The 25,807-nt window shown below is 71.4% G+C and carries 21 protein-coding genes; 14 read left to right on the top strand and 7 right to left on the bottom strand.

Translation table 11 applies throughout. From position 1 onward, the window contains the following. The first annotated feature begins 350 nt into the window (after positions 1 to 350). The 4 genes from ACIRU3_RS00950 (at position 351) to ACIRU3_RS00935 (ending at position 3,941) form a co-directional block, all read left to right on the top strand. On the top strand, positions 351 to 983 hold the full coding sequence (locus ACIRU3_RS00950) for an RNA polymerase sigma factor (RefSeq protein WP_404049522.1): 633 nt from the start codon (positions 351 to 353) through the stop codon (positions 981 to 983). Between the two features lie 102 nt (positions 984 to 1,085). Beyond that, a complete protein-coding gene (locus ACIRU3_RS00945) occupies positions 1,086 to 1,853 on the top strand; it encodes a hypothetical protein (protein ID WP_404049520.1) in 768 nt (255 codons plus the stop codon). Between the two features lie 271 nt (positions 1,854 to 2,124). Further along, entirely contained in the window at positions 2,125 to 2,787 is a 663-nt protein-coding gene (locus tag ACIRU3_RS00940) for an RNA polymerase sigma factor (protein WP_404049517.1), read from the top strand. Next, positions 2,787 to 3,941, top strand: coding sequence for a hypothetical protein (locus tag ACIRU3_RS00935; protein ID WP_404049514.1), 1,155 nt, complete (start codon positions 2,787 to 2,789; stop codon positions 3,939 to 3,941). The genes ACIRU3_RS00940 and ACIRU3_RS00935 overlap by 1 nt, the downstream gene beginning before the upstream one ends. A gap of 210 nt (positions 3,942 to 4,151) precedes the next feature. On the opposite strand, the gene ACIRU3_RS00930 is transcribed toward ACIRU3_RS00935, so the two are convergent. Beyond that, positions 4,152 to 5,018, bottom strand: coding sequence for a L,D-transpeptidase family protein (locus ACIRU3_RS00930; RefSeq protein WP_404049511.1), 867 nt, complete (start codon positions 5,016 to 5,018; stop codon positions 4,152 to 4,154). An 80-nt stretch (positions 5,019 to 5,098) separates the two neighbouring features. Here ACIRU3_RS00930 and ACIRU3_RS00925 point away from each other — a divergent pair, with 80 nt between their 5' ends. Both ACIRU3_RS00925 and leuE read left to right on the top strand, forming a co-directional pair. Continuing rightward, a complete protein-coding gene (locus ACIRU3_RS00925; RefSeq protein ID WP_404049509.1) occupies positions 5,099 to 6,679 on the top strand; it encodes a methylmalonyl-CoA mutase in 1,581 nt (526 codons plus the stop codon). 92 nt (positions 6,680 to 6,771) lie between these two features. Continuing rightward, a complete protein-coding gene (gene leuE, locus ACIRU3_RS00920; RefSeq protein ID WP_404049506.1) occupies positions 6,772 to 7,422 on the top strand; it encodes a leucine efflux protein LeuE in 651 nt (216 codons plus the stop codon). Positions 7,423 to 7,595: 173 nt separating this feature from the next. Here the strand turns inward: leuE and ACIRU3_RS00915 are convergent, their stop codons facing one another. Further along, positions 7,596 to 8,969, bottom strand: coding sequence for an FAD-dependent monooxygenase (locus ACIRU3_RS00915; protein ID WP_404049503.1), 1,374 nt, complete (start codon positions 8,967 to 8,969; stop codon positions 7,596 to 7,598). 71 nt (positions 8,970 to 9,040) lie between these two features. On the opposite strand from ACIRU3_RS00915, the gene ACIRU3_RS00910 reads away from it, so the two are divergent. Continuing rightward, positions 9,041 to 9,697, top strand: coding sequence for a TetR/AcrR family transcriptional regulator C-terminal domain-containing protein (locus tag ACIRU3_RS00910; RefSeq protein WP_404049500.1), 657 nt, complete (start codon positions 9,041 to 9,043; stop codon positions 9,695 to 9,697). Positions 9,698 to 9,706: 9 nt separating this feature from the next. Here the strand turns inward: ACIRU3_RS00910 and ACIRU3_RS00905 are convergent, their stop codons facing one another. Both ACIRU3_RS00905 and ACIRU3_RS00900 read right to left on the bottom strand, forming a co-directional pair. Continuing rightward, positions 9,707 to 10,642: a class I SAM-dependent methyltransferase gene (locus tag ACIRU3_RS00905; RefSeq protein ID WP_404049498.1), complete on the bottom strand. Its 936-nt coding sequence runs from the start codon at positions 10,640 to 10,642 to the stop codon at positions 9,707 to 9,709. Between the two features lie 153 nt (positions 10,643 to 10,795). Beyond that, positions 10,796 to 11,989 carry an acyltransferase family protein gene (locus tag ACIRU3_RS00900; RefSeq protein ID WP_404049495.1) on the bottom strand — a complete coding sequence of 398 codons (1,194 nt, stop codon included), beginning with the start codon at positions 11,987 to 11,989 and terminating at the stop codon, positions 10,796 to 10,798. 263 nt (positions 11,990 to 12,252) lie between these two features. Between ACIRU3_RS00900 and ACIRU3_RS00895 the strand changes: the two genes are divergently transcribed. Together ACIRU3_RS00895 and ACIRU3_RS00890 are read left to right on the top strand one after the other, a co-directional pair. Next, the gene (locus ACIRU3_RS00895) at positions 12,253 to 13,716 is read left to right on the top strand and encodes a glycosyltransferase family 29 protein (protein ID WP_404049492.1); all 1,464 of its coding nucleotides are present in this window, start codon (positions 12,253 to 12,255) and stop codon (positions 13,714 to 13,716) included. After that, positions 13,713 to 16,028: a glycosyltransferase gene (locus tag ACIRU3_RS00890; protein ID WP_404049490.1), complete on the top strand. Its 2,316-nt coding sequence runs from the start codon at positions 13,713 to 13,715 to the stop codon at positions 16,026 to 16,028. Before ACIRU3_RS00895 ends, ACIRU3_RS00890 begins: the two co-directional genes overlap by 4 nt. 55 nt (positions 16,029 to 16,083) lie before the next feature. On the opposite strand, the gene ACIRU3_RS00885 is transcribed toward ACIRU3_RS00890, so the two are convergent. Together ACIRU3_RS00885 and ACIRU3_RS00880 are read right to left on the bottom strand one after the other, a co-directional pair. Then, a complete protein-coding gene (locus tag ACIRU3_RS00885) occupies positions 16,084 to 17,418 on the bottom strand; it encodes an alpha-2,8-polysialyltransferase family protein (RefSeq protein WP_404049487.1) in 1,335 nt (444 codons plus the stop codon). Continuing rightward, positions 17,415 to 18,392 carry a glycosyltransferase family 2 protein gene (locus ACIRU3_RS00880; protein ID WP_404049484.1) on the bottom strand — a complete coding sequence of 326 codons (978 nt, stop codon included), beginning with the start codon at positions 18,390 to 18,392 and terminating at the stop codon, positions 17,415 to 17,417. Before ACIRU3_RS00880 ends, ACIRU3_RS00885 begins: the two co-directional genes overlap by 4 nt. A gap of 198 nt (positions 18,393 to 18,590) precedes the next feature. Here ACIRU3_RS00880 and ACIRU3_RS00875 point away from each other — a divergent pair, with 198 nt between their 5' ends. From ACIRU3_RS00875 to ACIRU3_RS00855, 5 genes are all read left to right on the top strand, one after another. Continuing rightward, on the top strand, positions 18,591 to 19,910 hold the full coding sequence (locus ACIRU3_RS00875; RefSeq protein WP_404049481.1) for a DUF6716 putative glycosyltransferase: 1,320 nt from the start codon (positions 18,591 to 18,593) through the stop codon (positions 19,908 to 19,910). 32 nt (positions 19,911 to 19,942) lie between these two features. Further along, entirely contained in the window at positions 19,943 to 21,238 is a 1,296-nt protein-coding gene (locus tag ACIRU3_RS00870) for a cytidylyltransferase domain-containing protein (protein WP_404049478.1), read from the top strand. A gap of 12 nt (positions 21,239 to 21,250) precedes the next feature. Further along, entirely contained in the window at positions 21,251 to 22,189 is a 939-nt protein-coding gene (locus tag ACIRU3_RS00865) for an N-acetylneuraminate synthase family protein (RefSeq protein ID WP_404049476.1), read from the top strand. A gap of 47 nt (positions 22,190 to 22,236) precedes the next feature. Next, complete coding sequence (locus ACIRU3_RS00860; protein ID WP_404049473.1) at positions 22,237 to 23,385, top strand: hypothetical protein; 1,149 nt, start codon at positions 22,237 to 22,239, stop codon at positions 23,383 to 23,385. A gap of 357 nt (positions 23,386 to 23,742) precedes the next feature. Beyond that, positions 23,743 to 24,939: a cytochrome P450 gene (locus tag ACIRU3_RS00855; RefSeq protein ID WP_404049470.1), complete on the top strand. Its 1,197-nt coding sequence runs from the start codon at positions 23,743 to 23,745 to the stop codon at positions 24,937 to 24,939. 46 nt (positions 24,940 to 24,985) lie between these two features. Here the strand turns inward: ACIRU3_RS00855 and ACIRU3_RS00850 are convergent, their stop codons facing one another. Next, on the bottom strand, positions 24,986 to 25,672 hold the full coding sequence (locus tag ACIRU3_RS00850; RefSeq protein WP_404049468.1) for a class I SAM-dependent DNA methyltransferase: 687 nt from the start codon (positions 25,670 to 25,672) through the stop codon (positions 24,986 to 24,988). Positions 25,673 to 25,807: the final 135 nt, after the last annotated feature.

Below are 25,807 nucleotides of genomic sequence, written 5' to 3'. Positions count from 1 at the left end.
CGGCCGGGGCCCCCGGCGTGCGGGGGTCCCGGCCGGACGGGCCGCGGGGTGGCTACGGCGTCAGGACCGCGCCCAGTGCCGCGTCCGTCGGCGTCCTCGGGCCGTCGGCGCCGCCTGCGCCGCCGCCCGGGCGATCCCCGCGCCGTACTACACAGCGCCGCCGGCGTAGTGCCGATCGGTGACGCGCTGCGTGGGTGACCGGCGGGACAAGGCCGCCGGAGGCTGTGACAAATCTGTGAGCTCCGGCGCTGATGACCGTGGGGCATGGCACATGCGCGGCCCTGTCGCACCATGCGGATCCACTGCGAGCGCGGGCACCGGCCCGGGCTGGGTACGGACGAGGACGGTTCTTGGGCCAGGGAGGAGAGCCCCGTAGCCTGCGGGCGCGCGACGGGGAACTGGGCGCGGCCGTCGCGCGGGCCCAGGACGGTGACGAGAACGCCTTCGCGGTGGCCTACCGGATGGTGCAGCCGGGGCTGCTCGGCTATCTGCGCGGGCTGGTCGGCGAGGACGCGGAGGACGTGGCCTCCGACGCCTGGCTGGAGATAGCCCGCGACCTCGGACGCTTCCGGGGGGACGGCGCCGGGTTCCGCGGCTGGACAGCGACCATCGCCCGGCACCGGGCGCTGGACCATCTGCGCAGACAGCGGGTACGGCCCCGGACGGGCGGGACCGAACAGGACGTGCTGGATCTGCCCGGGCCGCACAGCACGTACGAGCAGGCGCTGGAGTCCCTTTCCACCGAGCGGGCCCTGGCCCTGGTGCGCGGGCTGCCGCGGGACCAGGCCGAGGCCGTGCTGCTGAGGGTGGTCGTCGGCCTGGACGGCCCGGCCGTCGCGCGCGTCCTCGGCAAGCGCCCGGGAGCGGTGCGCACGGCCGCGTACCGCGGGCTGAAGCGGCTCGCCCGCGAGCTGGGCGCCGGCGGCGAGGCGGACGAGGGTGTGACGGATGAGGCTTCCCGAACGCTGGGGGAGTCGAAATGAACGGTGAAGGACACCGGCCGTATGGATCCGGGAGAGACGGCGGGGCGAGGCCCCCGGCGGATCCGACGGGCCGGGCGGGCCGGACTAGGAGCGGGAACGGACATGGGTGAACGGCACGACGGCGACGGGCCGGACCGTCGGCGCGCGCGCCCCGGCGGCACCGTCCTGGGACCGGCGGCTGCCGGCCGGGACCCCGGGTTCGAGGCGCGGCTCGGTGCCGCGCTCCGCGAGGCCGGTCACCCGGACGGCATCGACCCCGAGGCCGAGCAGGGCGCCGTGGCCGCGTTCCGTGTCGCCCGGGACGCCGGGGCGCACGCGGCACGGCCCCGGCGGCGGGACGACTGGCGGCCCCGGCCGTCGCGCGGTGCGGGGCCCTCGCTGAAGACCACGCTCTCCGTGTTCCTCGCGAGCATCACGCTGGGCGGCGTCGCCGTCGCCGCGATCGGCTCCGCCGGATCCGAGGGGCACGACGACGCCGGTGGCCGACGGCGGGCGCACCCCTCGGCGAGCACTGCGGAACAGCCGGCCGCCGGGCCGGGAGCCGGCACGTCCAAGGCCCCTTCGGTACGCCCGAACCACCCGGCGACCGCCAAGGACACCCTGGCCCACTGCCGCCTCTACGTGCGGACCGAAGGCCGTGGCAGGGCCTGGGAGGCGACGAGCCGGCAGCGGCTCGTCACGGCCGCCGGAGGCGAGGAGCACATCGCCGCCTACTGCGCCGAGCAGATCGCGCGCGCCGACGACGCGAACAGGAACAAGGACAACAAGTGGCGCAGTAGCGGAAATAGCAGCAATAACGGCAATGGCGCTATCAGTGACAAGGCGGGCGAAAAGGCCGCCGACTCCGAGAAGGCCGACGGGAAGAAGTAGCCCCGTTCACCGACGGGCGGAGCCAGGAATTTCGCCCGTCAGCAGGGCCAGGGCAACGGCCGGGGCCGCCACCCCCCACAGGAGAGGCCCCGGCCGTCGCGCTCGCGGGTCGCGGTGCGGCCCGTACTCTCTTCAGCGCCGTGAGTGCGTTTTCTGTCACACATGGGCGTGTCACGAGTTAGTTGCATCTTCTACAGACATGGACGGGGCGTGGTTTCACGCCGTAACGTGCCTTTCGCGCCGGACCGAAGACGGGCGTAAAGGGAGTGCGGTGCTGGGGGACGACGCGGAGCTGACCGCCGCGGTGCGTGCGGCACAGGACGGGGACGAGACCGCGTTCCGTACGGTGTATCGCGCGGTGCACCCGAGGCTGCTCGGATACGTACGCACGCTGGTCGGCGACCCGGATGCCGAGGACGTCGCGTCCGAGGCCTGGCTGCAGATCGCCCGGGACCTCGACCGGTTCAGCGGCGACGCGGACAGGTTCCGCGGCTGGGCCGCCCGGATCGCCCGCAACCGCGCCCTGGACCACATACGGATGCGCGGCCGCCGCCCCGCCGTCGGCGGCGACGAGACGGAACTGACCGGCCGGGCCGCCGAGTCCGACACGGCCGGCGAGGCCATCGAGGCCCTGGCCACCGACAGCACCCTCTCGCTCATCGCGCGGCTCCCGCAGGACCAGGCCGAAGCGGTCGTCCTGCGCGTGGTGGTGGGCCTCGACGCCAAGTCCGCCGCCGAGACCCTCGGCAAGCGCGCGGGTGCCGTACGCACCGCGGCGCACCGTGGTCTGAAGCGGCTCGCGGAGCTGCTCGGCGACGATCCGGAATCGGCGGGCGTGCTCGACGCGCTGCCGCCCCAGCGAGAACCGCGCAGTCGCGCGGTGACGTCCGCCACTGTGACGCATACGCGTGCGCGGACGCAGAAGGACATGTGATGGCCGACGAGCAGTACAAGTGGCTTACCGGTGAAACGGCGGAACGTCTGCTGCGCGGTGAGTCGCTGGAAGCCGTCGATGCCCCTGCCCCCGACCAGGCCGAACGCCTCGCCAAGGCGCTGGGCGCACTCTCCGCCGAGGCGGCACCGGCAACCGGTGAACTCCCTGGCGAGCAGGCCGCGCTGGCCGCGTTCCGCAAGGTCCGCGAGGCGGCCGAGGCCGAACGGACGGCCGCCGCGCTCGCTCAGGGCACCCCCGCCCGGCGCTCCGGCTCGCCCACCCGCGACGCCGACGCGGGCCTGGTACGCATTGGCGCCCCGACCCGTACCGGAACGCGTTCCCGGCGCCCGCGCTGGGCCCGCCCGGTGCGCTTCGCGCTTGCCGCGGCGGTGGCCGCCGGCACGCTCGGCGGGGTCGCGATGGCCACCGGCGGAGTGCTGCCGCTCCCGTTCCACGACGAACGCCCCGGCCCCACCGCCTCCGTCTCCGCAGCCCAGTCCCCCGAGCAGCCGCTCGCCTCGCCCTCGGCGCAGTCGACCCAGGGCCTCGCCCCCGGCACGATCGCGCCCGACGGTGGCACGGGCGGATCCCTCGGTGCCCCCTCCGGCGGGGCCACCGCGCCGGACCCGGGCACGGACCAGGGCGCCACGCCCGGTTCCCGCGCCCCCTCCAGGAGTCCCGGCACCTGGTGGCGAGTCGCCGCCAGGGCCTGCCGCGACCTGCGGGACGGCAAGGAGCTGGGCGCCGAGCGCAGACGCGCACTGGAGGGCCTGGCGGGCGGCTCGGTGCGGGTGACCACCTACTGCAAGTACGTCCTGGCGGGCCACTACGCCTACACCGGCGAGGGCAGGGGCACCGGCGACGACGGCGGCGGCAAGGGCACCGGAGACGGCCGCGGAAAAGACCAGGGCAAGGACAAGGGCGAGGGCGACGGGAACGGCCAGGGCGGTGACGACGAAGGTCATCCCGGCCGGGGCCACCACCACGGCCGCGGCCACGGCGGCGACCGCCGGGGCCACGACGCCGTCCGCCGGGACGACGACCGCCGGGACCGTGCCGTCTCTCCCGCGCGCTCGGCCCTCGCACCCGTGGCCCCGGGTCGGCGCACGACCGCACCGGTGCCCTCGCCGAGCCCCTCGTACACCGCGCTCTGACCTCTGCTTATGCCTCTGACCTGCAATTTTGTAAACCGCGAAATTTTTTTCGCGGGAGGTGTGACGTTTCTGGCCCATGTGGCGCAGTACTGAGTGAGCCGACTGGTCATCGGCCGTCGCACAGAGCCGGGGTTCCCCCCGTACCCGTGGCTCGTGCAACCCGGCGCGGGCGGGACACGTTCCCCCGGTCCCGCCCGCGCCCTGCACGTCTCACCAGTGGACGACGACCTTGTCGCCGATCCTCACCTGCGCGAACAGCGCCGCGATCGCCGCCTCGTCCCGTACGTTGACGCAGCCGTGCGAACCGCCCGCGTAACCGCGGGCCGCGAAGTCGTTGGAGTAGTGCACCGCCTGGCCGCCGCTGAAGAACATCGCGTACGGCATCGGCGAGTGGTAGATCGTCGACACATGGTGCCGTGACTTCCAGTAGACGCTGAACACACCCTCGCGGGTGGGGGTGTACTGGGTGCCGAAGCGGACGGACACCGTGTCCACGGTGCGCCCGTCGATCATCCAGCGCAGCGTCCGGCTGGTCTTGTCGATGCACAGCACCCGGCCGGCCAGACAGCGCGGATCGGGCGCGCCGGCCGGCTGACCGCCCATCAGATACAGCTCCCACCGGCCCGGCTCGTGCGTCATGGCCAGCAGCCGCTGCCAGGTGACGGTGTCCAGCTCGCCGGTCCGTGGCAGCCCGCGCTTGCCCTGGAACCCCTTGACGGCCTGTTCGGTCAGGTCGTCGTACGTCCCCGTCGGCCCGTCGAACAGCCAGGCGACCTGGCGGAGGCGGGCCTGCAGCTCGCGCACGCCCGGGCCGCTGTCCCCGCGCGACCACAGCACCTGGGGGGCGGGCTGTGCGGGCTTGGCCGCGGGGGTGGGCTGGGCCGTCCGGGTGGGCTGGGCCGTCCCGGTGGGCTCGGCCGTCCCGGTGGGCTCGGGAGTGCTGCCGGAGGGCAGCTGGAGGTGTACCGGCAGGCGGTGCTTGCCGTCGTCGTCCGGGGGCTGCACGGTGCAGCCGCAGAGCGCGGCAAGGGTGGCGGTCGAGGCGAGTACGGCGGCAGGTCTCCCCGAGATCCTCATGCCCGAGATGCTTCCCCGCGTGACCGCCGTCGAACTACGGGGCATGGTGAGGGGGGACAAAACGTACTGCGGAGGCATCCATGGCGCGCGAGTCGGAGTCGGGGCTGCCGATCGAGCCGGTCTACGGGCCGGCGGACCTGTCCGGCTGGGACCCGGCCGGGAAGCTGGGCGAACCGGGGGCGTACCCGTACACCCGCGGGGTGTACCCGACCATGTACACCGGGCGCCCCTGGACCATGCGCCAGTACGCCGGCTTCGGCACGGCGGCCGAGTCCAACGCCCGCTACCGGCAGCTGATCGCGCACGGCACCACCGGCCTGTCCGTCGCCTTCGACCTGCCCACCCAGATGGGCCACGACTCCGACGCGTCCCTCGCGCACGGCGAGGTCGGCAAGGTGGGCGTGGCGATCGACTCGATCGAGGACATGCGGGTGCTGTTCGACGGCATCCCGCTGGACCAGGTCTCCACGTCGATGACGATCAACGCCCCGGCGGCGCTGCTGCTCCTGCTCTACCAGCTGGTGGCGGAGGAGCAGGGCGTGGCGGCGGACCGCCTGACCGGCACCGTCCAGAACGACGTCCTGAAGGAGTACATCGCGCGCGGGACGTACATCTTCCCGCCGAAGCCCTCCCTGCGCCTGACCGCCGACATCTTCAAGTACTGCACCGCCGAGATCCCGAAGTGGAACACGATCTCGATCTCCGGCTACCACATGGCCGAGGCGGGCGCGTCCCCCGCGCAGGAGATCGCCTTCACCCTCGCCGACGGCATCGAATACGTCCGTACGGCGGTGGCGGCCGGCATGGACGTCGACGACTTCGGACCCCGGCTCTCCTTCTTCTTCGTGGCCCGTACGACACTGCTGGAGGAGATCGCCAAGTTCCGCGCGGCCCGCAGGATCTGGGCGCGGGTGATGCGGGAGGACTTCGGCGCGCTGAACCCGAAGTCCTGGATGCTGCGCTTCCACACCCAGACGGCGGGGGTCCAGCTGACGGCCCAGCAGCCCGAGGTGAACCTGGTCCGGGTCGCGGTACAGGCCCTGGCCGCCGTACTCGGCGGCACCCAGTCCCTGCACACCAACTCCTTCGACGAGGCGATCGCCCTGCCGACGGACAAGAGCGCGCGCCTCGCGCTGCGCACCCAGCAGGTCCTGGCGTACGAGACGGACGTGCCGGCGACCGTGGACCCGTTCGCGGGTTCGTACGCCGTCGAGCGGATGACGGACGACGTCGAGGCGGCCGCCCTCGCCCTGATGCGGAGGGTCGAGGATCTCGGCGGTGCGGAGGCGGCGATCGAACGGGGCTTCCAGAAGGCCGAGATCGAGCGGAACGCGTACCGCATCGCGCAGGAGACGGACTCCGCTCAGCGGGTGGTCGTGGGCGTCAACCGCTTCCAGCTGGACGAGGAGGAGCCGTACGAGCCCCTCCGGGTGGACCCGGCGATCGAGGCCCGTCAGGCGGAGCGGTTGCGGCGGCTGCGGTCCGAGCGGGACCAGGGGGCGGTGGACTCGGCCCTCGCCGCGCTGAAGAAGGCGGCGGCGGGCGAGGAGAACGTGCTGTATCCGATGAAGGAGGCATTGCGCGGGCGGGCGACGGTGGGGGAGGTGTGCAACGCGCTGCGGGAGGTCTGGGGGAGTCATGTGCCGACCGACGCGTTCTGAGCGACGGCTCCCGCCGTGCCGCGCCTGCTCCGCACGGCGACGACCGACCCGCCGCACTCTCGTTGCCGTACCCCCGTGCGACACTCCTTCTCATGTTCGGCGTCATCGATCTCCCCACCTACCTGGCCGGTCTCGTCCTGATCGTCCTGCTGCCCGGTCCCAACTCCCTGTACGTGCTCTCCGTGGCCGCCCGGCGCGGTGTGCGGGCGGGATACACCGCCGCTGCCGGGGTGTGGTGCGGGGACACCGTGCTGATGACGCTGTCCGCCGCCGGAGTCGCCTCGCTGCTGCAGGCGAACGCCGTGCTGTTCGGGATCGTGAAGTACGCCGGTGCCGGATATCTGACCTGGCTGGCGATCGGCATGCTGCGGGCCGCGTGGGGAATGTGGCGGACGCGGCGGGAGAAGGCACTGGACGAGGTCGACCCGGCAGGTGCCGGCTATGAGCGGCCGTTCCGCCGGGCCCTGGTCGTCAGCCTCTTCAACCCCAAGGCGATCCTCTTCTTCGTCGCCTTCTTCGTGCAGTTCGTGGACCCGGGTTACGCCTACCCGGCCCTCTCCTTCGTCGTCCTCGGTGTCTTCGCGCAGTTGGCCAGCTTCCTCTACCTCAGCGCGCTGATATTCGGCGGCACCCGGCTGGCCGCGGCCTTCCGCCGCCGCAAGCGGCTGTCGGCGACGGCCACCTCGGCGGCGGGGGCGCTGTTCCTCGGGTTCGCGGTGAAGCTGTCGCTGGCCGGCGCCTGAGGGCTGTCCCGTAGTCACCGTTGGATCAGCGCGCGGCGTCGGATGCGGTGCATCGCGAGGCGGAGGGTCGCCCTCGTACTGGGCGTATTCGGGCGATCCGGCAACGCGGCGAGGTGCCGTGGCTGTCGTCGTGCGCCCGCCGGGTATTACGGGACAGCCCTTGGGCCAGGTGGTCAGCGGACGCCGGCCCGGGCGAGATAGGCGCCGAGTCCTTCCGCCGAGTCGCCCGCCCAGCCGACGTACCCGTCCGGGCGGACCAGGAAGACGCCGGGGCCGTAGGACTTGGGGGCCGCCGGGAGCGCATGCACCCCGGCAGCGGCGGCCGGCGCGCCCAGCAGCGTCCAGTGCGGCCCGCGGAAAGCGTCGAAGAGCCGTACTCCGTCCACCCTGCCGTCCGGCGCCCGGTCGCCCGCCCGCACCCCGGCAGGGGCGGCGCGCCGGTCCTCGCTCAGGGCCGACTCCGGGTAGCCCAGCCCGAGCTGCACCGTCGCCTTCCCCCGCTGCACCTCGCCGCGGTGCACGCCCGTCGACAGGCCCAGCATGGCGGCGGCGTTGGGGCGCCGCTCCTCCTCGTAGGTGTCGAGGAGGGGCTCCGGAGCCCCGTCCTTCAGCACCGCGCCCAGCTTCCAGCCCAGGTTGTAGGCGTCCTGCACGCTGGTGTTCAGGCCCTGCCCGCCGGCCGGTGAGTGGACGTGCGCCGCGTCGCCCGCGAGGAACACCCGGCCCACCCGGAACCGGTCCGCCAGTGCTGCCCGTGGCCGGAAGTCCGAGGCCCAGCGCAGTTCGGTGACGTCCTCGGCGTCGAGGTGCGTGTACGCGGCGACCAGCCTGCGGACGCCGTCCAGGGAGAGGTCGAACTCCGTGCCCTCCGGGAACTTCCCGGCCAGCTGGAAGTCGTCGGTCCCGGCGAGCGGGCACAGTGCGAGACCGGTGCCGTCGGGTCGGGGGAAGGTGTGCCAGTACTCCCGGTCGAGCCCGGTCATCCGCAGGTCCGCCACCAGGAACGGGCTGGGGTCGACCGTCTCCCCGGTCATGGCCACGCCCAGCGCGCGCCGCACCGCCGAACGCCCGCCGTCGGCCGCCACGGCGTAGCGGGCACGGACGGCCGAGCCGTCGGCGAACCGGGCGCTCACGCCCTCCGCGTCCTGCTCCAGGCCGGTCAGCTCGTGCCCGAACGCGACCCTGCCGCCCAGCTCCACCAGGCGCGCGTACAGGACCTCCTGCGTCCGCCACTGCGGAACCATCAGCGGCTCGGTGTACGGCGCGCTCTCGTCCGCCTCGACGGGCTCGAACATCGGCTGCTCGCCGATCCGCTCGCCGTCCTTCCAGATCGCCCGTACCGGGTAGGGCCCGCCCGCGGCGCGGATCGCGTCCAGCACGCCGAGGTCCTCGAAGACCTCCTGGGTGCGCGGCTGGATCCCCTTGCCGCGGGATCCGGGGAAGAGCGCCTCCGCCCGCTCCACGACCAGTGCGTCCACGCCGCGCCGGGCGAGGTCGATGCCGAGGGTGAGGCCGGTGGGGCCGGCCCCCACGATCAGGACATCCATCACTCTTCTCCTTAACGTTGTTAAGTGCCGTCGGGCACGAGCTTGCCCTTAACGCTGTTAAGCTGTCAAGCGTGAGTACGGAACGACGTGTGCCCCTGGACCGCGGACGGGTCGCCGACACGGCGCTGCGGCTGCTGAACGAGGTCGGCCTCGACGGGCTGACCCTGCGCGCCATCGCCAAGGAGCTGGACGTCAAGGCGCCCGCGCTGTACTGGCACTTCAAGGACAAGCAGGCGCTGCTGGACGAGATGGCGACGGAGATGTACCGGCGGATGGTCGCCGGTGTCGCGCTCGATCCCGCCGACACCTGGCAGGAGCGGCTGTCGAAGACCGCCCGCGGGCTGCGTGCCGCCCTGCTCGGCTACCGCGACGGCGCCAAGGTCTTCAGCGGCTCACGCTTCACGGGCACGGACCACGCCCGCGAGATGGAGGCGCATCTGCGTGTCTTCGTGGCCGCCGGCTTCACCCTGCAGCAGGCGGTCAGCGCGGCGCGGACGGCGAGCATGTACACCCTCGGGTTCGTCACCGAGGAGCAAGGCGTGCAGCCCCTCCCGGGTGAGCGCCGGGAGGGGTACGACGTCGAGGAGCGCGCCCGGCGCATGGCCGGCTTCCCGCTCGCGGCCGAGGCCGGAAAGGTCCTCTTCGACGGCTACGACGAGCAGTTCGAGGAGGGGCTGGCGCTGGTGATCGCGGGCATCGAGGCCCGGTACCGGGACCGGGCCGGCTGAGCGGGCGAATCAGCTCCTGGCCGCGCGCGCGTTGCGTATCGCCCGGGTGACCACCGGCGGCAACAGGTCGACGGCGACCCGGCGGACCCGGCTGCCGCGCCGGGGCGCGGACCGGGCGGCCGCCGACGCGAGCCCGGGTGCCCGCGTCGGCTCCACGGCCCCGGACGCCGCCCCGGCGGCTCGTTCCGCGTGCCTGGCGGGCGGGAACACCGGCGCCGGCATCCCCTGGGACTTCAGGCGGACGATCCGGTGCCCGGCGGCCTCCTGGACGCTCAGGTGGCAGTCGGACCGCTCGCGGACCATGGCCAGCAGTTCCTGCTGGACCGGCTCGGGATCGCCCCAGGTGCCGTAGAGCTTCTGCGTGCTCAGGCAGACGGGGTGCAGGCCCCGGTTGAGCACGGCCTCCCAGGTGGCTATGGACACACCGGGCGTGTGCTCGGAGCGGAAGTCGTCGAGGACGACGATGCCGTCGGGCAGCAGCAGATCGTGCGCGGCTCCTATGTCGCCGTGCACATGTTCGTACAGGTGCGAGGCGTCGATGTGCACGAACCGGCAGGAGCGGGGCACGACCTCCGCGGGCACCAGGGAGCTGGGCCCCTGGAGCACACGGGGCAGTTCGTCATGGAAGGAGCGGTAGTTCTCCTCGAAGACGTGCCGGGTCAGCGCACCGTAGGACTTGGTCGACTCGGCCCGGTTGGCGTCGTCCGGGGCGTCGCCCTCGAAGAGGTCGCACACGGTGTACTTCTCGTCCGGCTGCCGGTGCCGGCCGATGAAGATCGCGCTCTTGCCCATGTAGACACCGACCTCCAGGAGGTCGCCGTGGGTTCCGGCGGTCTCCTGCCGGGTCAGGAACCAGTCGAAGAGCAGCTGATCGAGCACCGGGAACCAGCCGGGCACGTCGTCGAGGCGGTGGGGCGGTCGTGTCGCTTCCTGGGTGGTGGCCATGGGGCGGGGGCACTCCCTCGGTACGGCAGTCTGGGTCATCCCTGCGGAAAGCCTGTGGGGGTGGCGGCAGGGCACCACGGTGCCTGCCCCGAGGGTTGGTTCAAAACCCAAGAAGAGATGAACGGCTGCCCAACTTCCGGCCCTCCGGTCTGTTCAGCCGATCCCCTTTCCGTCTTTCGGCAAGGTGAACTGCGTCGAGATTTCAGATGTACGAGATCTCTTCAACGCCCTTTTCAGTCGCGGGCCGAACGGTTTCTCCACGAACCGGTGCATCAGCCACGCGAGCAGCAGCATGCCGAGCACCGTCGCCGCGAGCGTCGGCCACGCGGGCAGGCCCAGGCCCCGGTGCAGCACCCGGATGACGAACCAGCCCAGGTGTTCGTGGACCAGGTAGAACGGGTACGTCAGCGCGCCGGCCGTGGCCAGCCAGGGCCAGTTGGCACGGCTGGTCCAGCCCAGCGCCACGGCCGCCACGGAGGCGAAGGCGACGGTGACGATCAGGAGGATGACGTACGGGTGGCGGACGAAGTCGCCGTGGGCACCCGCGTGCCACAGCCCGCGCGTGGCGTTGCTCTGCCCGAGCAGCCAGGAGACGGCCACGATGCCCCAGAGCAGCAGGTCGCTGCCGAAGCGGTGGATCAGATAGAGGGCGAGACCGCCGATGAAGAAGGGCGCGTAGTCCGGCATGACCAGCTGCTTCAGCAGCTCGTTGTCGGACGTGTTGCACAGCACCGCCGCCAGGGTCCACACGCTGCAGAACAGCACGACCCGGCGGTAGGTGACCCCGCGCACCACGACGAACAGGGCGAACAGCGCGTAGAAGCGGACCTCCACCCACAGTGTCCAGCACACGCCCAGCACGCGCGGTGCGCCCATGGGCTGCTGCAGCATGGTCAGGTTGACCAGGAACTCGTCCGGCCGGACCGCATGGACGACGGCCGGCAGGACGAGGGCCGCGCCGGTGACCAGCACCAGGGCGACCCAGTAGGCGGGGTAGAGGCGGGCGACGCGGGAGCGGAAGAAGTCGCCGAGGGTGCGGCCCCAGCTGCTCATGCAGATGACGAAACCGCTGATGACGAAGAAGAACTGCACACCCAGACAGCCGTACGTGGCCATCTGGGACAGGGTCGGGAAGACGTGGGCGGGTGTCTGGTGCCAGGACTCGGAGACTGTGCCGCCACGTCCGGCGTAGTGGTAGAGGCAGACCATCAGCGCGGCCAGGAGCCGCAGGCCGTCCAGGGCGTGCAGGCGGCTCCGGCGGCTCCGGCGGCCGCCTGAGGCGGACGGGGCGGCGGCTGTCCCGGGTGCGGGCGGAGCGCTGGCGAGGGTGGAGGGCGAAGCAGGCATGATGCTCGACATTTTCCCGAACAAACGTTGCTCAGCTCAGATTTTCATGTGAATTTCCGTGGTGCGTCGAGCCGTACCGCCGTCACCTGGGCACATCACAGGAATTTGCTTGGTTGAGGATCCAACCATTCGCTCGACCGACCCTGTTCGTTCATCTGCGCGTCGCTTTGGCTTCCTAGTTTCTCCATCCACCCCCACGCTTTGGCAATGTGACGGCATGCCGCCGTAAACACCGTATTTGCTTGGTAAAAATCAGGAGAGCTATGACGAGGGTCCAGAACCGGCGGACACCTGCGCGTGGCGGGGAACTCGAGGACTGCCTGCGCGCCTGCGCCGTGCACAGCGGCAAAGTCGTGGGCAGTCTCGACCGCCGTCGCGCCGAACTGGCCGAACAGCTGCGCAAGCTGCTCGTGGTGTCCAGCACCATCGGCACGTCCGTCCCCTCGCCCGCCCCCGCCTCGGGCGCGACCGCCCTGCTCAAGCGGGCCGTCAAGGGAGCCGGCGCACCCACCGGCTCCATCCCCAACGATCTGCTGGACGCGCTGCTGGCCGTCGCCAACAAGGCCCTGGAGTGCGGCTACGACGACGAGCTGCACCTCGCACTCCAGATCGGCGACACCGTCCTCGCCCAGCGGAAGAACTCCCGCGCCGGCTGGCGGCTGCGCGCCCGCATCCTGGAGGCCCTCGGCGAGGAGCGGGAGGCCGTCGGGGCGTACGAGCGCTACCTGGAGCTGACCAGCGAGGACGGCTTCGGCGTGTCCGCCCGGATCGAGGGACTGCGCCGGGCCGCCGAGCGCGAGCGCGAACTGCTCGCCCTGCTGCAGCGCCAGTGCCCGCGCGCCGCCGACTTCGCCCGCGGCCCCGCCACCGACGTGTGGGCCGAGGGCCTGGCCCTGCACGCCCTCGGCGACCGGGACGCGGCCGAGCCCCGGCTGGTCGGCGCCCTGCTCGCACTGGCCGCCGAGGAGGCCCCGGTCGCCGACCGGCAGGAACTGCTCAGCCAGTACCTCGACCTGCGCACCGGGACGGCGGCGGACGCGGCCGCCCTCACCGAGGCCGTCGCCCTCTACGCAGAGCAGCGTCGCATCAGGATGCGCGGCCCGGTCGCCGACCCCACCGTCGGCGGCGTGCACTGGATCAGCCTCGGCGAGTTCCGCAACCAGATCGCCGGCAAGTCGGTCTGCCTGATCGCCAACTCCGGCCGCGTGGGCGAGAGTTCGTTGGGAGGCCGGATCGACGACTACGACCTGGTCGTCCGTTTCAACTCGTACAAGATCGACGCGAAGCACACCGGCAGCCGTACCGACATTCACGCCACGATCCACAAACACGGCTTCAACTGGGACAAGCCGGTGACCACCCGGCTCGTCTTCGGCGGTGTCTCCGGCGACTGGAAGCACTCCCTGCGCAACCGTCTCGTGCCCGGCGCCCAGCAGTACCTCGGTGACGAGTCGCTGCGCTGGCCCGTCCGCATCATCGGCCAGCTCGGCAACGACGTCTGGTCCGGCATCCCGACCACCGGCTTCAACATGCTGTGGCTGCTGGACTTCCTGGACGTCAGCCCGACCCTCGACCTGATCGGCTTCGACTTCTACGAGAGCGGCGCCTACCGCGTGCCGGAGGCCATGAAGCTCGCCATCACCTCCGTGCACGAATACACCAGCGAGAAGGCATGGGTCATGGAGCGTGCCCAGAGCGTGACCGACATGAGGATATCCCTGCGATGACCACCATCACCCCGGTAGCACCGGAGACCTCCGCGCAGGCCCTGACGGGCAAGCGGCGCATCGCCTTCGCCAGCTTCGTGGACGAGAACTACCTGCCCGGCTTCCTGGTCCTGCTGCGCAGCCTCGCCCTGTCCAACCCGGGCGTCTGCGAGGACTTCGTCGTCCTCCACGACGACCTGCGCCCCTCCTCCATCGCCCGCATCCGCGCCCTGCACCCGCGGATCGTGCTGCGCCGCGTCGACGCCGAGCACTACGACTCCTACGCCAAGGGCGACCAGGACAACTACCTGGTCCGCAAGGCGTACTTCATTCTCGACATCTTCAAGCTGCGCGACTACGACACGGTCGTCACCCTGGACACCGACATGGTCGTCCTCGGCGACCTCGGTGAACTGCTGGAGCTGCGCGAGGGCCTCGCCGCCGTACCGCAGTTCTTCTACGGGCAGCACAAGCTCAACTCCGGGCTGCTGGTCATCCAGCGCGAGTACCTGTCCGACGCGTTCTGCGCGAAGATCGACGCAGTCGGGCGCGGCGGCACCTACGAGCTCGACAAGCACGACCAGGGCATCCTGAACGCCGTCCTCGACGGCGACTTCGTCCGCCTGGACGCCCGCTACAACTTCGTCAAGCGGCGGCTCTCCGGCGACCTGCCCGTCCCGGACGACACCGCGATCCTGCACTTCACCGGCCGGCACAAGCCCTGGCAGGGCGGCGAGGCCGGATATGCGCAGGCCGAGGAGCGCTGGCGCGAGTTCGAGCTGAGCGACGCCGAGTTCCATGCGGCCTACCTGGCGCGCGGCGGAAACCTCCACCACGACCTGCTCGTGCACTACGGCACTCCGCACGTCCGCCGCACCGGTGACCTCGAGGCCGCCCGCAAGGTCGCCGCCGCCCACATCGCGGCCGGCGAGTACCAGGACGCCGTCGACGTCCTGAGCGGCGTCCGCATCCCGGTGGACGAGGCCTGGCCGCACGAGGTGCTCGGCCACGCCCTGATGAGCGTCTCCCGCTACGAAGAGGCGAAGACCCAGCTGCTGCTGGCCACGGCCGCCCCCAACCGGGCCGCCACCGCCTACGCCCGCCTCGCCCAGATGGCCTGGGTGCAGGGGGACAACGCCGAGGCCCTGACGTACGCCACGGCCGGCCTCACCGTGGACCCCACGCACCGCTCCAGCCGTCTGTGGGCCCAGCGCGCGGCGGGCGTACCGGCCCAGGAGCAGGGCGCCGCCGAGGACCAGCTGGCCCACGTGGCCTTCTACATGGACCGGCAGGGCAACGCGGGCGACAAGCTGCTGCCCGAGACCGTCCGGCTCGCCTTCGGCCCCGACACCACCTCCCGGCGCTGGCACTCCGTCCACGCCCACCGGCTCTTCGACCCGGCCGCCCTGGAGCGGGTCAACGCCCGGCGCGGCCTGGTCATCGGCGGCGGCGGACTCTTCATCCCGGACACCATGCCCAACGGCAACAGTGCCTGGCAGTGGAACGTCCCGGACGAGCACCTGCGCGCCGTCGACGTGCCGATCATGGTGTTCGCGGTCGGCTTCAACGCCTTCGACGGGCAGTCGTACCGGGCCCGGCGCTTCAACGAGAGCCTGCGCCTGCTGGTGGAGAAGGCCGCGTTCTTCGGTCTGCGCAACCATGGCTCCATCGCCAAGGTCCGCGCGATGCTCCCGCCCGAGCTGCACGACAAGGTCGTCTTCCAGCCCTGCCCCACCACGGTCATGCGGCAGCTGGTGGCCGGCTGGACCGACCCGCTGCACCGCGAGGACACCGTCCTGCTGAACGCCGCCTACGACCGAGCGGGCCTGCGCTTCGGCCACGACTACGGGCACTTCCTCGCCGAGATGGCCAAGGCGGTCCGCGCGATCGGCGCCCACACCGAGGTGAAGTGTGTCGCCCACTCCCTGGACGACGAGCGCATCGCCTTCGACCTGCGCCGCGAGCACGGGATCTCGCTGCCGGTGATCCCGATGTACGACTTCGACAACGACGGGATCCGCGAGACGTACGCCAAGACCCGGCTGGTCATCGGCATGCGCGGACACGCCGGAATGATCCCCTTCGGGGTCGGCACGCCCGTCGTCAGCCTGATCTCGCACCCGAAGATGGCGTACTTCCTGAGCGACATCGAGCGCCCCGACTGGGGTGTCTCCGTGCACGAGAGGAACCTCGGCGCCGTGCTCACCGAGCGGGCGCTGCACATCCTGGACCACCACAGCCGCAGCGTCGCCGACGTGCACGACCGGCAGGAGCTGCTGTGGAAGGTCACCCAGGAGAACGCGGCCCGGATCCGGACGGTCCTGGGCCGCTGAGCAAGCGGTGGGGGCGGGCCCGGTGCCGGGCCCGCCCCCACGAGGTGGAACAGCTTCAGCGACGTACGGCCCGGCGCAGATTGCGCGCCTTGCGCGCCATCCGGCGGACCGTGGCGTTGCGCGGGATGAACGCCAGCTGGGCGGGCACCCCGCCGGGCAGTGCCAGCGAGGTCAGACGCTTGCGCTTGAAGTAGCGCATGGTTCCCTCGGTCAGGTTCTTCGAGAGGTAGCGCTCGGTCTCCTCGCGCAGCCTCGGCAGGATCTTCGGCTGCATCGCGAAGCCCACCGCACGCACCAGCGCGCCCAGCGCCTCTACATCCATGCTCCCGCGCTGTTCGGTGACCGCGGCACGGTCACTCAGCTCGGGCAGCAGCGCGTCGACCACGGTGACCGGCACCCGGTTGCTGTTCTCGTACGGCGTCAGCCGCTCCAGCAGCAGATCGGTGCCGACCCGGGCGACCGGCAGGCCGTACAGCGCGGAGGCGGTCAGCAGGGCGGTGGAGAAGCAGCCGACGACCAGGGCGGGACGCATCCGCTGGTACAGGACCTCGGCGAGGACCGGCGTGTCGAGGACGGTGAGCTCGACCTCGAGCTTCTCCGCCTCCTGCTCCAGGGTGCGGGCGAAGCGGGCCGGAGCCGTCGGGTGCGGCTTGAACACCACCTTGGTGTGCCCGAGCTGGACGGCCCCCTTGAGCATCCGCACATGCAGGTTCTCCTCCTGCTCGGCGGTGAGGATGTCCAGCGCGGAGAGGTACTGGCCGAGCAGCAGTGCGGGCTCCTCGACCGCCGGCAGATCGTCGCCTGAGGGGGAGAGCTCCGACAGCACCTTGGTGAAGGCCTGCGTCGGCAGGATCTCGCCCGGTACGCCGAACTCGGTGAGCAGCAGCGGCTTCAGACCCGGCACGAGGTCGAGGTGGAGCACACGGTCCACCCGGGTGCCGACCAGCGGGTCGATCTTGTTGCGGGTGGGGCCGTAGCTCATCAGGCCGTCGGCGTAGACGGTCACCGGGGCGCCGGTGAAGATCTGGGCGAGCGCGAGCGAGGGGTTGACCTGGATCGACTCGACGGCCAGCTCCACGTCGTCGTCGCCCAGCTGCCACTCGTGGCGCAGATACCGCTCCCAGAGGGGCATGTCCTCCACCCGGGGCGCCCAGCCGCCGGGGTGGAAGGGGAAGATCGACTCGTTGTACGACAGCACCTCGTCGAAGCGCTCGCGCAGCCGCTCGAAACCGGGCATCTCGTCCAGGCCGGGCGTGGTCTCGGGCGTTGCCGCGTTGTTGCAGACCAGCAGGATGCGCCGGCCGGCCGGACGGAAGCAGCCCGAGTCCAGGGCGGCGGCGAGCGTGGCCGTGCCGTACAGCGTCGACGCCTGGAAGATCTGGGTGGTCACGCGGCGACCCCCGCGGGGGCGGGACGGCGGCGCAGCCGACGCAGCTTGGTGGCGCGCTCGAGGTCCATGGAGTCCAGCGCCTCGTCCAGCACCTCCTGCGGCATCCGCCGCAGGGCCGCTGCGCTCATGGATTTCAGTTTCTTCGCCACCGCGGGCTCGAACCTTTCGATGGATCCCAGATGATGGGAAATGATGGCGCAATACGTGCGTACGGCCTTCGGCAGGAGGGCATCGGCTTCCGGGTCCGCGGCGGTTTCCGCGATGACCTGGTCGAACGCGCGAATGAAATCGAGCTGCCGGACGTCACCGATCTGGGTGAGTGACGAGGCGACTCCGCGCCGGTAGAACACTCCGAGCAGACTCACCGCGGCGAAGGATTCCGCCTCCCGGTGCAGCTTCCAGATCCACGGCCGGTCCTCGGCCGTGCGCAGTCCGTCCGTGAAGTGCAGCAGCCCCTTGTCCACCAGCCGGCGGTGGTACATGCCCGCCCAGGCGTAGGCGTAGTCCACGGAGGTGGACCGGTCGGTGGGCAGGATCGCCTCGCGCGGGCTCATCACCACGCCCCGCCGGCCGTGCGGCACCCGGTGCACGGTGCGCGCCCGCGCGGTGCACTGCACATGGTCGGTGCGCAGGAAGTCGCAGCCCAGCTCCTCCATGGCGGCGACCAGCTTCGGGTAGTAGCCCGGGGCGAGCCAGTCGTCCCCGTCCAGGAAGGTCAGGTACTCGCCGCGCGCCCGGTCGATGCCGGTGTTGCGGGCGGTCGCCAGTCCTCCGTTCTGCTCGTGTCTGACGAAGACCGCGCCTGGCAGCTCGCGCTCCGCGCGCGCGAGAATCTCTGGTGTCCCGTCGCGGGAACAGTCGTCGACGAGAATGAATTCGAAGTCCTCACGTGCGTTCGCACTGAGGCTCCTCAGGGTGTCGGGCGCGTATTGCTGCACGTTGTAGAACGGCACGATGACGGAGAGCTTGACCACGTGGGGGACGTTAGGGGGAAGCCCGTCATTCGTCTTGACCGTCGCCTTGATACCAGGTGAACGACGCGTGGCGAAGCTGTGAACCAGGCTTTTTTCCGGTGTGATCACGGCCTGATTCGCCATTCGGCGATGTGCTGTTAACCCTTTGTTGTATTCGGGTTGGGCGGAACCTCGGAATGGCTTCCTAGCGTCTTCGACGTGCCAGCAAGTGCAACGAAGTCCCTGCGGGTCGCCGTCCTCGCGGATTCCGACACCCGGTGGAAGTGGGGCGCGCTCACCGCGCAGCGCGTCACCCCCACGGGCGCCGAGATCCGGCTCGACGGCTACCTCCTGCGGGGACGAGCCACCCCCACCGCCCGCCAGCTGAAGGAAGTCGGCATCCACGCCGACTCCCTCCGCGAGGTGACCGGCGTCGAGTTCCTGCGCGCCATGGGCGAAGGTACCGAAGACCGGTACGACGTCCTCGTCCTCGCCCTGGTCGGCGGCGGTGTCCAGGCGATGCTGCACGGGCTGCGTCATGCCTGGGGCTCCGGGAAGCGTCCCGTGGTCGTCACCGGTTACGTCGGCGTCGTCTACGAGAAGCTCGCCGACGGCCTGCTGCTGCGCCACGGCGCGGACCTCGTCCTCGCCAACTCCCGTCACGACGCGGACCGGTTCCGTGCCGTGTACGAGGGGGTCGACGCCGACGCCACCGCGGTGACCGAGGTCGCGCTGCCGTTCCTCGGCGGGGCGCCGTACGCCGGCGAACACGACCCCTACACGGTGGTGTTCGCGGCCCAGCCCTCCGTCCCGGACAGCCGCAAGGACCGTACCTACCTGCTGAACCGGCTGATCGAGCACGCCCGCCGGCACCCCGAGCGGGAGGTGTTGCTGAAGCTGCGCTCCAAGCCCGGCGAGCACACCACCCACATCGAGGAGCTGCCGTACCAGAAGCTGGTCCAGGGCAAGGACCTGCCCGCCAACTTCCGCCTGGTGTACGGCCACATGGGCGAGGTGCTGGACCGCACCGACCTGCTGGTCACGGTCAGCTCCACGGCCGCCCTCGAGGCCCTGCACCGCCGTGTCCCGACGGTCGTCCTGAGCGACCTGGGCGTGCGCGAGGTGCTCGGCAACCACCACTTCACCGGCTCCGGGTGCCTCGCCTCCTGGGACCAGCTGGACGCCGGCCACCGCCCGGCACCGAACGAGGAGTGGGTGGCCCGGCAGGGCGTGGCAGCCGACGGCTCCTACGCCACCGCCTTCGACGCGGCCCGCGAACGCATCACCGAGCTGCTGGACCGCCCCGGCGGCCTGCCGCCCCTGAACCCCTACTACACACCCGAGACCGCGCCCGGTTACCTCCCCGGGATCCTCGCGCGCCACCACCTCGGCCCCGACGGCGCTCCGCTGCCCGGCGCGCCCGCCGCCGACAAGGAGCCCGGCCCCGTCCGCCAGATCGTGCGCCGGGCCGCGCGCGGCGCCTACCGCCACGGCGTGCAGCGCGTGGCCCCCGTGATCCGACGAATGGGAGAGCTGTGAGCGACCGGATCCCACGGCAAGGAGTGGAGCACATGACCGAGGCCAGTCCCGACACCCCCGCGGTGCGCCGCGTGCTCGCGGTGATCCCGGCGCGCGGCGGCTCCAAGGGCGTCCCCGCCAAGAACCTCGCACCCGTCGGCGGAGTCCCGCTGGTGGCCCGCGCGGTGCGCGAGTGCCGCGCCGCCCGCCTGGTGACCGACGTGGTCGTCTCCACCGACGACCAGGCCATCGCGGCCGCCGCCCGCCAGGCCGGCGCCGAGGTCGTCCTGCGGCCCGCCGCCATCGCCGGCGACACCGCCACCTCCGAGGCCGCCGTCCTGCACGCCATGGACGCCCACGAGGCCCTGCACGGCGCGGCCGTCGACGTGGTCCTGCTCGTGCAGTGCACCAGCCCCTTCCTGGTCCGCGAGGACGTGGACGGGGTCGCGGGAGCCGTCGTGGAGAACGGCGCCGACACCGCGGTGACCGTCGCCCCCTTCCACGGCTTCATCTGGCGGGACGCGGCCGACGACCCGATGGCGGTCGACACGGAGTCGACGACGGCCGTCGGCGGATCCGTGACTGTCGCCAACTCCACTGCCGTGAGCGGTGGTTACGGCGTCAACCACGACAAGTCCTTCCGCCCCCGCCGCCAGGACCGCCCCCAGGACCTGCTGGAGACCGGTGCCGCCTACGCGATGGACGCGGCCGGCTTCCGCGAGCACCAGCACCGCTTCTTCGGCCACACCGAGCTGGTCCGCACCGACCCGGCCCGGGTGCTGGAGATCGACGACCCGCACGAGCTGGCCCGCGCCCGCGCCCTCGCCCCGCTCTTCGACGCGGACCGCCCGGGCGCCCTTCCCACCTACGACGACATCGACGCCGTAGTCCTCGACTTCGACGGCACCCAGACCGACGACCGGGTGCTGATCGACTCCGACGGACGGGAGTTCGTCTCCGTGCACCGCGGAGACGGACTCGGCATCGCCGCCCTGCGCAAGAGCGGTCTGCAGATGCTGATCCTGTCCACGGAACAGAACCCGGTGGTCGCCGCCCGTGCCCGGAAGCTCAAGCTCCCGGTGCTGCACGGCATCGACCGCAAGGACCTCGCCCTCAAGCAGTGGTGCGAGGAGCAGGGCATCGCGCCGGAGCGCGTGCTCTACGTCGGCAACGACGTCAACGACCTCCCGTGCTTCGCCCTCGTCGGCTGGCCCGTGGCGGTCGCGAGCGCCCACGACGTCGTACGCGGCGCCGCACGCGCGGTCACCACGGTCCCCGGCGGTGACGGCGCGATCCGAGAGATCGCCAGCTGGATCCTCGGCCCCTCTCTCGATTCCCTCCCCAAGTAAGGACATCTCCTGATGAGCACCAACTCCCGTATCCGCACCTTCGGTACGCGTGAGGCCGGCCCGGGCCGCCCCGTCTACATCTGCGGCGAGATCGGCATCAACCACAACGGTGAGCTGGAGAACGCGTTCAAGCTGATCGACGTGGCGGCCGAGGCCGGCTGCGACGCCGTGAAGTTCCAGAAGCGCACCCCGGAGATCTGCACCCCGCGCGACCAGTGGGACATCGAGCGCGACACCCCCTGGGGCCGGATGACCTACATCGACTACCGCCACCGCGTGGAGTTCGGCGAGGACGAGTACCGTCAGATCGACGAGTACTGCAAGACCAAGAACATCGACTGGTTCGCCTCCCCGTGGGACACCGAGGCCGTCGCCTTCCTGGAGAAGTTCGGCGTGCCGGCCCACAAGGTGGCCTCCGCCTCCCTGACGGACGACGAGCTGCTCCGCGCCCTGCGCGCCACGGGCCGCACGGTCATCCTCTCCACGGGCATGTCGACCCCGAAGCAGATCCGCCACGCGGTCGAGGTCCTGGGCTCGGACAACATCCTGCTCTGCCACGCCACCTCCACCTACCCGGCGAAGGCCGAGGAGCTGAACCTCCGCGTGATCAACACGCTGGAGAAGGAGTACCCGAACGTTCCGATCGGCTACTCCGGCCACGAGACCGGCCTGCAGACCACGCTGGCCGCCGTCGCCCTGGGCGCCACGTTCGTCGAGCGCCACATCACCCTGGACCGCGCCATGTGGGGCTCCGACCAGGCCGCCTCCGTGGAGCCGCAGGGCCTCGTCCGCCTGGTCCGCGACATCCGCACCATCGAGGCCTCCCTCGGTGACGGCGTCAAGAAGGTCTACGACTCGGAGATGGGCCCGATGAAGAAGCTGCGCCGCGTCGCCGGCGTCGTCGCCGAGGCGGAGATCGCGGCGGCGGCGGGCGAGCCGGTCGCGGTCTGAGTGCCCTGATCGCCTTACTTGCCCTACGACGGGACGGTCGTACGACGATGAGCCCCCGCGCCGGTCAGGCCGGCCACCCTGCCCACACGCTCGCCTTCGTGGAGAGCCCGGTACAGCTGCTGAACGTACTGGAGTGGGCTCACCTCCACGGCCTGCGCGGCGCCGCCGAGCCGGTCCGGCTCTCCCTGCCCGCCCAGGCACGGCGTTCGCCGGCCGGGGCCGGGCAGCCGGCCGACTCGGAGCTCACCGTCGTCGTCCTGTCCCCGACCGACCCCATGACCCGGGGCCAGCTGCGCCGCATGGCGGACCTGGCCCGGGACGAGGGGTACCGGGTGCGCTGGGAAGAGGCGCGGGGCGGTACGACCGCGCCCTTCCACACCATCGGCGGCCTCGCCGGCGCCCTGCGCCGAGCCGACCGGATCGTGATGGGAGATCCCTTCTCCCGCTACGTACAGCTCCTGCTGACCATCACCCGCGCCCGCGACCTGGTGGTCGTGGACGACGGCACGGCGACGATGGAGTTCGTCGCCCAGCTCGCCCGGGGCGAGCGCCTGGTCCGCTGGCACCGTAAGGGGGGCCGCCCCGGCGCCCGCGACCTGCTCTTCGCCCCCGTCTCCTCCTCGGCGCGCCGCCGTCTCACCCCGAGCGCCCGCCGCCGGGTCGAGGTCTTCTCCTCCATGCCGGTGACGGAGACCCCCGAGGGCGTCACGGTCACCGCCAACGACTTCGCCTGGACCCGCGCCCGCTTCGGCCCGCCGCGCATCACCAAGGGCGCCGACCTGGTCGGCACCTCCCTGGTGGAGACCGGCGTGGTGGACGGCGACCGCTACCTCGAGGCCGTCCACAACCTGGCCAGGGCCCACGGTGCCACCCGCTACTTCGCGCACCGCCGCGAAAGCACCGACAAGCTGCACCGCCTGGCCACCCAGACCGGTCTGGAGATAGTCCGCCCGGACCTCCCCCTGGAACTGATCGCCCGCCGAGGCCCCATCGGCCGCACGATCCTCAGCTTCCCCTCCACGGTCGTCCACACCCTCCCGCTCGCCCTGGCCGGGACCGGCGTCCGCGTCGCCGTCTGCGACATCGACCCGACCTGGCTCACGGAGACCGCCTCACCCCGCGCCCAGGGCTTCCTGTCGGGGGTCACGGGGACGGCCCGCGACGTGCACCGGCTGGCGGCGGTGGCTCCGGCCTAGGGGGTGTCGTTCGGATCACCCCGGGTCCGCGACGCCTGGCACGGCACCTCGCCGCGTCGTCGCATCACCCGAGTACGTCCAGTACGCGGGTGATGCTCCGCCTTGCGATGCACCGCACCATGCGCCGCGGCCTGATCCGAGGTGATCCAAACGACACCCCCCAGGCCAGGCGGGTGTGGCCGGCCCCGGGCGACGGTGCCCGGCGGCGGCGCCTGCGCGCATGTCAGCGCAGGGTCAGTGCATATGCATACGCTTCGGGAACCAGCGCACCCACAGCACGCCTCGTCACCCGGCCGACCCGGCCACTGCGAGGTGTGCGTGGTGCTGCTCACACCCTCACACCTCGCGAGGATGATCATGCCTGACAGCGCGATACAGCAGGACATGTCCTGGCCGCTGGCCCGAACCTGTCCGATGGCACCCCCGCCCGCCTACACCGAACTGCGCGCCGACCCGCCCCGGAAGGTGAATCTGCCGGACGGCGGCTGGGCCTGGCTGGTGACCAAGCACGCGGATGTACGACAGGCGCTGATGGACCCCCGCTTCAGCTCCGACGACTCCAAGCCCGGATTCAGGGGCCGGATCCAGCTGCCGCCGGACCGGAACATGAACTCGTTCTGGCGGATGGACGAGCCCGAGCACGGCAAACAGCGTCACATGGTCATGACCGAGTTCACCGCCCGGCGCATCAAGGAACTGCGTCCCGGCATCCAGCGCCTGGTCGACGATCTGCTCGACAAGCTGGAAGAGCTTCCCCGGCCCCTCGATCTGTTCACCGAATTCTGCCTGCCGCTGCCGACACTCGTCATCGCCCGGCTGCTGGGAGTGCCGGAAACCGACTACCTCACCTTCTCCGAGCAGAGCAGGCTGTGCCTGGCCCTGGACGCGCCGGACAAGGCGCTGGCCGCTTACCAGGACATGACCGCCTACCTGCACCGTCTCGCCGGGGAGAAGGAGCGCAACCCGGCCGACGACCTGATCAGCCGCCTCATCACCGACCACGTCCTGACCGGGCAGCTGGCCCGCGAGGACCTCGTCCCGCTGATCCGGCTCGTGCTCATCGCCGGCTACGAGACCACGACCAACCAGATCGCGCTGAGCGTCCTCAGCCTGCTCACCGACACCGAACTGCGCGCGACCCTCCGGAACGACCCGGAACAGATCCACCCCTTCATCGAGGAATCGCTTCGCTTCTGGTCCGTCTCCCACGACAACATCCTGCGCCTCGTCGATGCCGACATGGACTTCGGCGGCGTACGGATGACCAAGGGCGAAGCGGTGATCGTGGCGATCCCGTCCGCCAACCACGACCCTTCCGTCTACGACGAGCCCGGCCGGTTCGACATCAGCCGCGACGCACAGAAGCACGTCTCCTTCGGCTATGGCACCCATCTCTGCCCGGGCGCCCCGCTGGCCCGCCGTGAGATCGAGATGGCCATCACCTCGCTGTTCGCCCGCTTCCCGGACATCCGCCTCGTCGGTGACGCCGCTGGTCTGGCCTTTCGCAATGAAAGCCTGGTCTACGGCCTCAACGAACTCCCCGTCACCTGGTGAATGCGGGCCGGCATCGGTTCCGGGAGCGGACGTTCCCGTCCCCCGGTCACCGGGCCCGGTCCCGGTGACCCGGGGCGTCCGCCGGCTTCCGGGCCAGCAGGAACGCCCGCGGGCGGGTCTCCTCCTCCTGCGGTTCCCGGACGACCGTGGCCGTCGGCTCCAGGCCCGCCTCCGTCAGCAGGGCTGTGACCTGGTCGGGCGTACGCCAGTAGTAGTCCAGGTCGATCTCGTGGCCGAAACGCTCGGACAGGTGCAGCCGGCCCGGTTCCGTGCCGGACTGGAAGCCGAGGAGGACGTGGCCGCCGGGGACCAGGGTGCGGCGGAACTCGGCGAACGCGGTCGGGAGGCGGTCGTCGGGGACATGGATGGCGGAGTAGAGGCAGAGGACACCGCCCAGCGTCGCGTCCGGGAGGTCCAGAGCCGTCATCGAGCCCACGTGGAACCGCAGTTGGGGGTGCGCCTCGCGGGCCAGTGTCACCATGGCGGGGGAGATGTCCACCCCGAAGACCGGGACGCCCATGCCGTGCAGGCGGGCGGTGACGTAGCCGGGGCCGCTGCCGAGGTCGGCCACGGGGGCCGGGCCGTTCGCCGTGACCAGCTCGGCGAAGGCGGTGACCAGCTGCCGTTCCAGGGGATGGGACAGGCCTTCCGGGAAGCGGGACGCGTAGTCCTTGGCGATCGCGTCGTAGGAGGAGCGGGTGGTCTGCAGGAAGTCCTCGGTCGAGTCGCTCACGACGGCGGAGCCTACCGGGCAGGGACAGGTCCGGTCCGTGGACAAATAGAGCGGGACTATGGCGATGCGTGGTATCCGTGGAAGGAGGAAACATAGGTTTTACCCATCAGAGTCCGCCGCCATGCGTCCGCCGGT

Origin of the sequence: Streptomyces sp. NPDC101151 (genome assembly GCF_044768335.1) — a bacterium.
GTDB lineage: Bacteria > Actinomycetota > Actinomycetes > Streptomycetales > Streptomycetaceae > Streptomyces.
Note: the sequence above shows the minus strand (reverse complement) of the source record. Positions and strands in the feature narration are given on the sequence as shown.

Bases quoted from the DNA above. Each gene is read 5' to 3' on its own strand.
- ACIRU3_RS00945 (WP_404049520.1), top strand. From the start codon at position 1,086: ATGGGTGAACGGCACGACGGCGACGGGCCGGACCGTCGGCGCGCGCGC.
- ACIRU3_RS00935 (WP_404049514.1), top strand. From the start codon at position 2,787: ATGGCCGACGAGCAGTACAAGTGGCTTACCGGTGAAACGGCGGAACGT.
- ACIRU3_RS00930 (WP_404049511.1), bottom strand. From the start codon at position 5,018: ATGAGGATCTCGGGGAGACCTGCCGCCGTACTCGCCTCGACCGCCACC.
- ACIRU3_RS00925 (WP_404049509.1), top strand. From the start codon at position 5,099: ATGGCGCGCGAGTCGGAGTCGGGGCTGCCGATCGAGCCGGTCTACGGG.
- leuE (WP_404049506.1), top strand. From the start codon at position 6,772: ATGTTCGGCGTCATCGATCTCCCCACCTACCTGGCCGGTCTCGTCCTG.
- ACIRU3_RS00915 (WP_404049503.1), bottom strand. From the start codon at position 8,969: ATGGATGTCCTGATCGTGGGGGCCGGCCCCACCGGCCTCACCCTCGGC.
- ACIRU3_RS00905 (WP_404049498.1), bottom strand. From the start codon at position 10,642: ATGGCCACCACCCAGGAAGCGACACGACCGCCCCACCGCCTCGACGAC.
- ACIRU3_RS00900 (WP_404049495.1), bottom strand. From the start codon at position 11,989: ATGCCTGCTTCGCCCTCCACCCTCGCCAGCGCTCCGCCCGCACCCGGG.
- ACIRU3_RS00895 (WP_404049492.1), top strand. From the start codon at position 12,253: ATGACGAGGGTCCAGAACCGGCGGACACCTGCGCGTGGCGGGGAACTC.
- ACIRU3_RS00890 (WP_404049490.1), top strand. From the start codon at position 13,713: ATGACCACCATCACCCCGGTAGCACCGGAGACCTCCGCGCAGGCCCTG.
- ACIRU3_RS00870 (WP_404049478.1), top strand. From the start codon at position 19,943: ATGACCGAGGCCAGTCCCGACACCCCCGCGGTGCGCCGCGTGCTCGCG.
- ACIRU3_RS00865 (WP_404049476.1), top strand. From the start codon at position 21,251: ATGAGCACCAACTCCCGTATCCGCACCTTCGGTACGCGTGAGGCCGGC.
- ACIRU3_RS00860 (WP_404049473.1), top strand. From the start codon at position 22,237: ATGAGCCCCCGCGCCGGTCAGGCCGGCCACCCTGCCCACACGCTCGCC.
- ACIRU3_RS00855 (WP_404049470.1), top strand. From the start codon at position 23,743: ATGCCTGACAGCGCGATACAGCAGGACATGTCCTGGCCGCTGGCCCGA.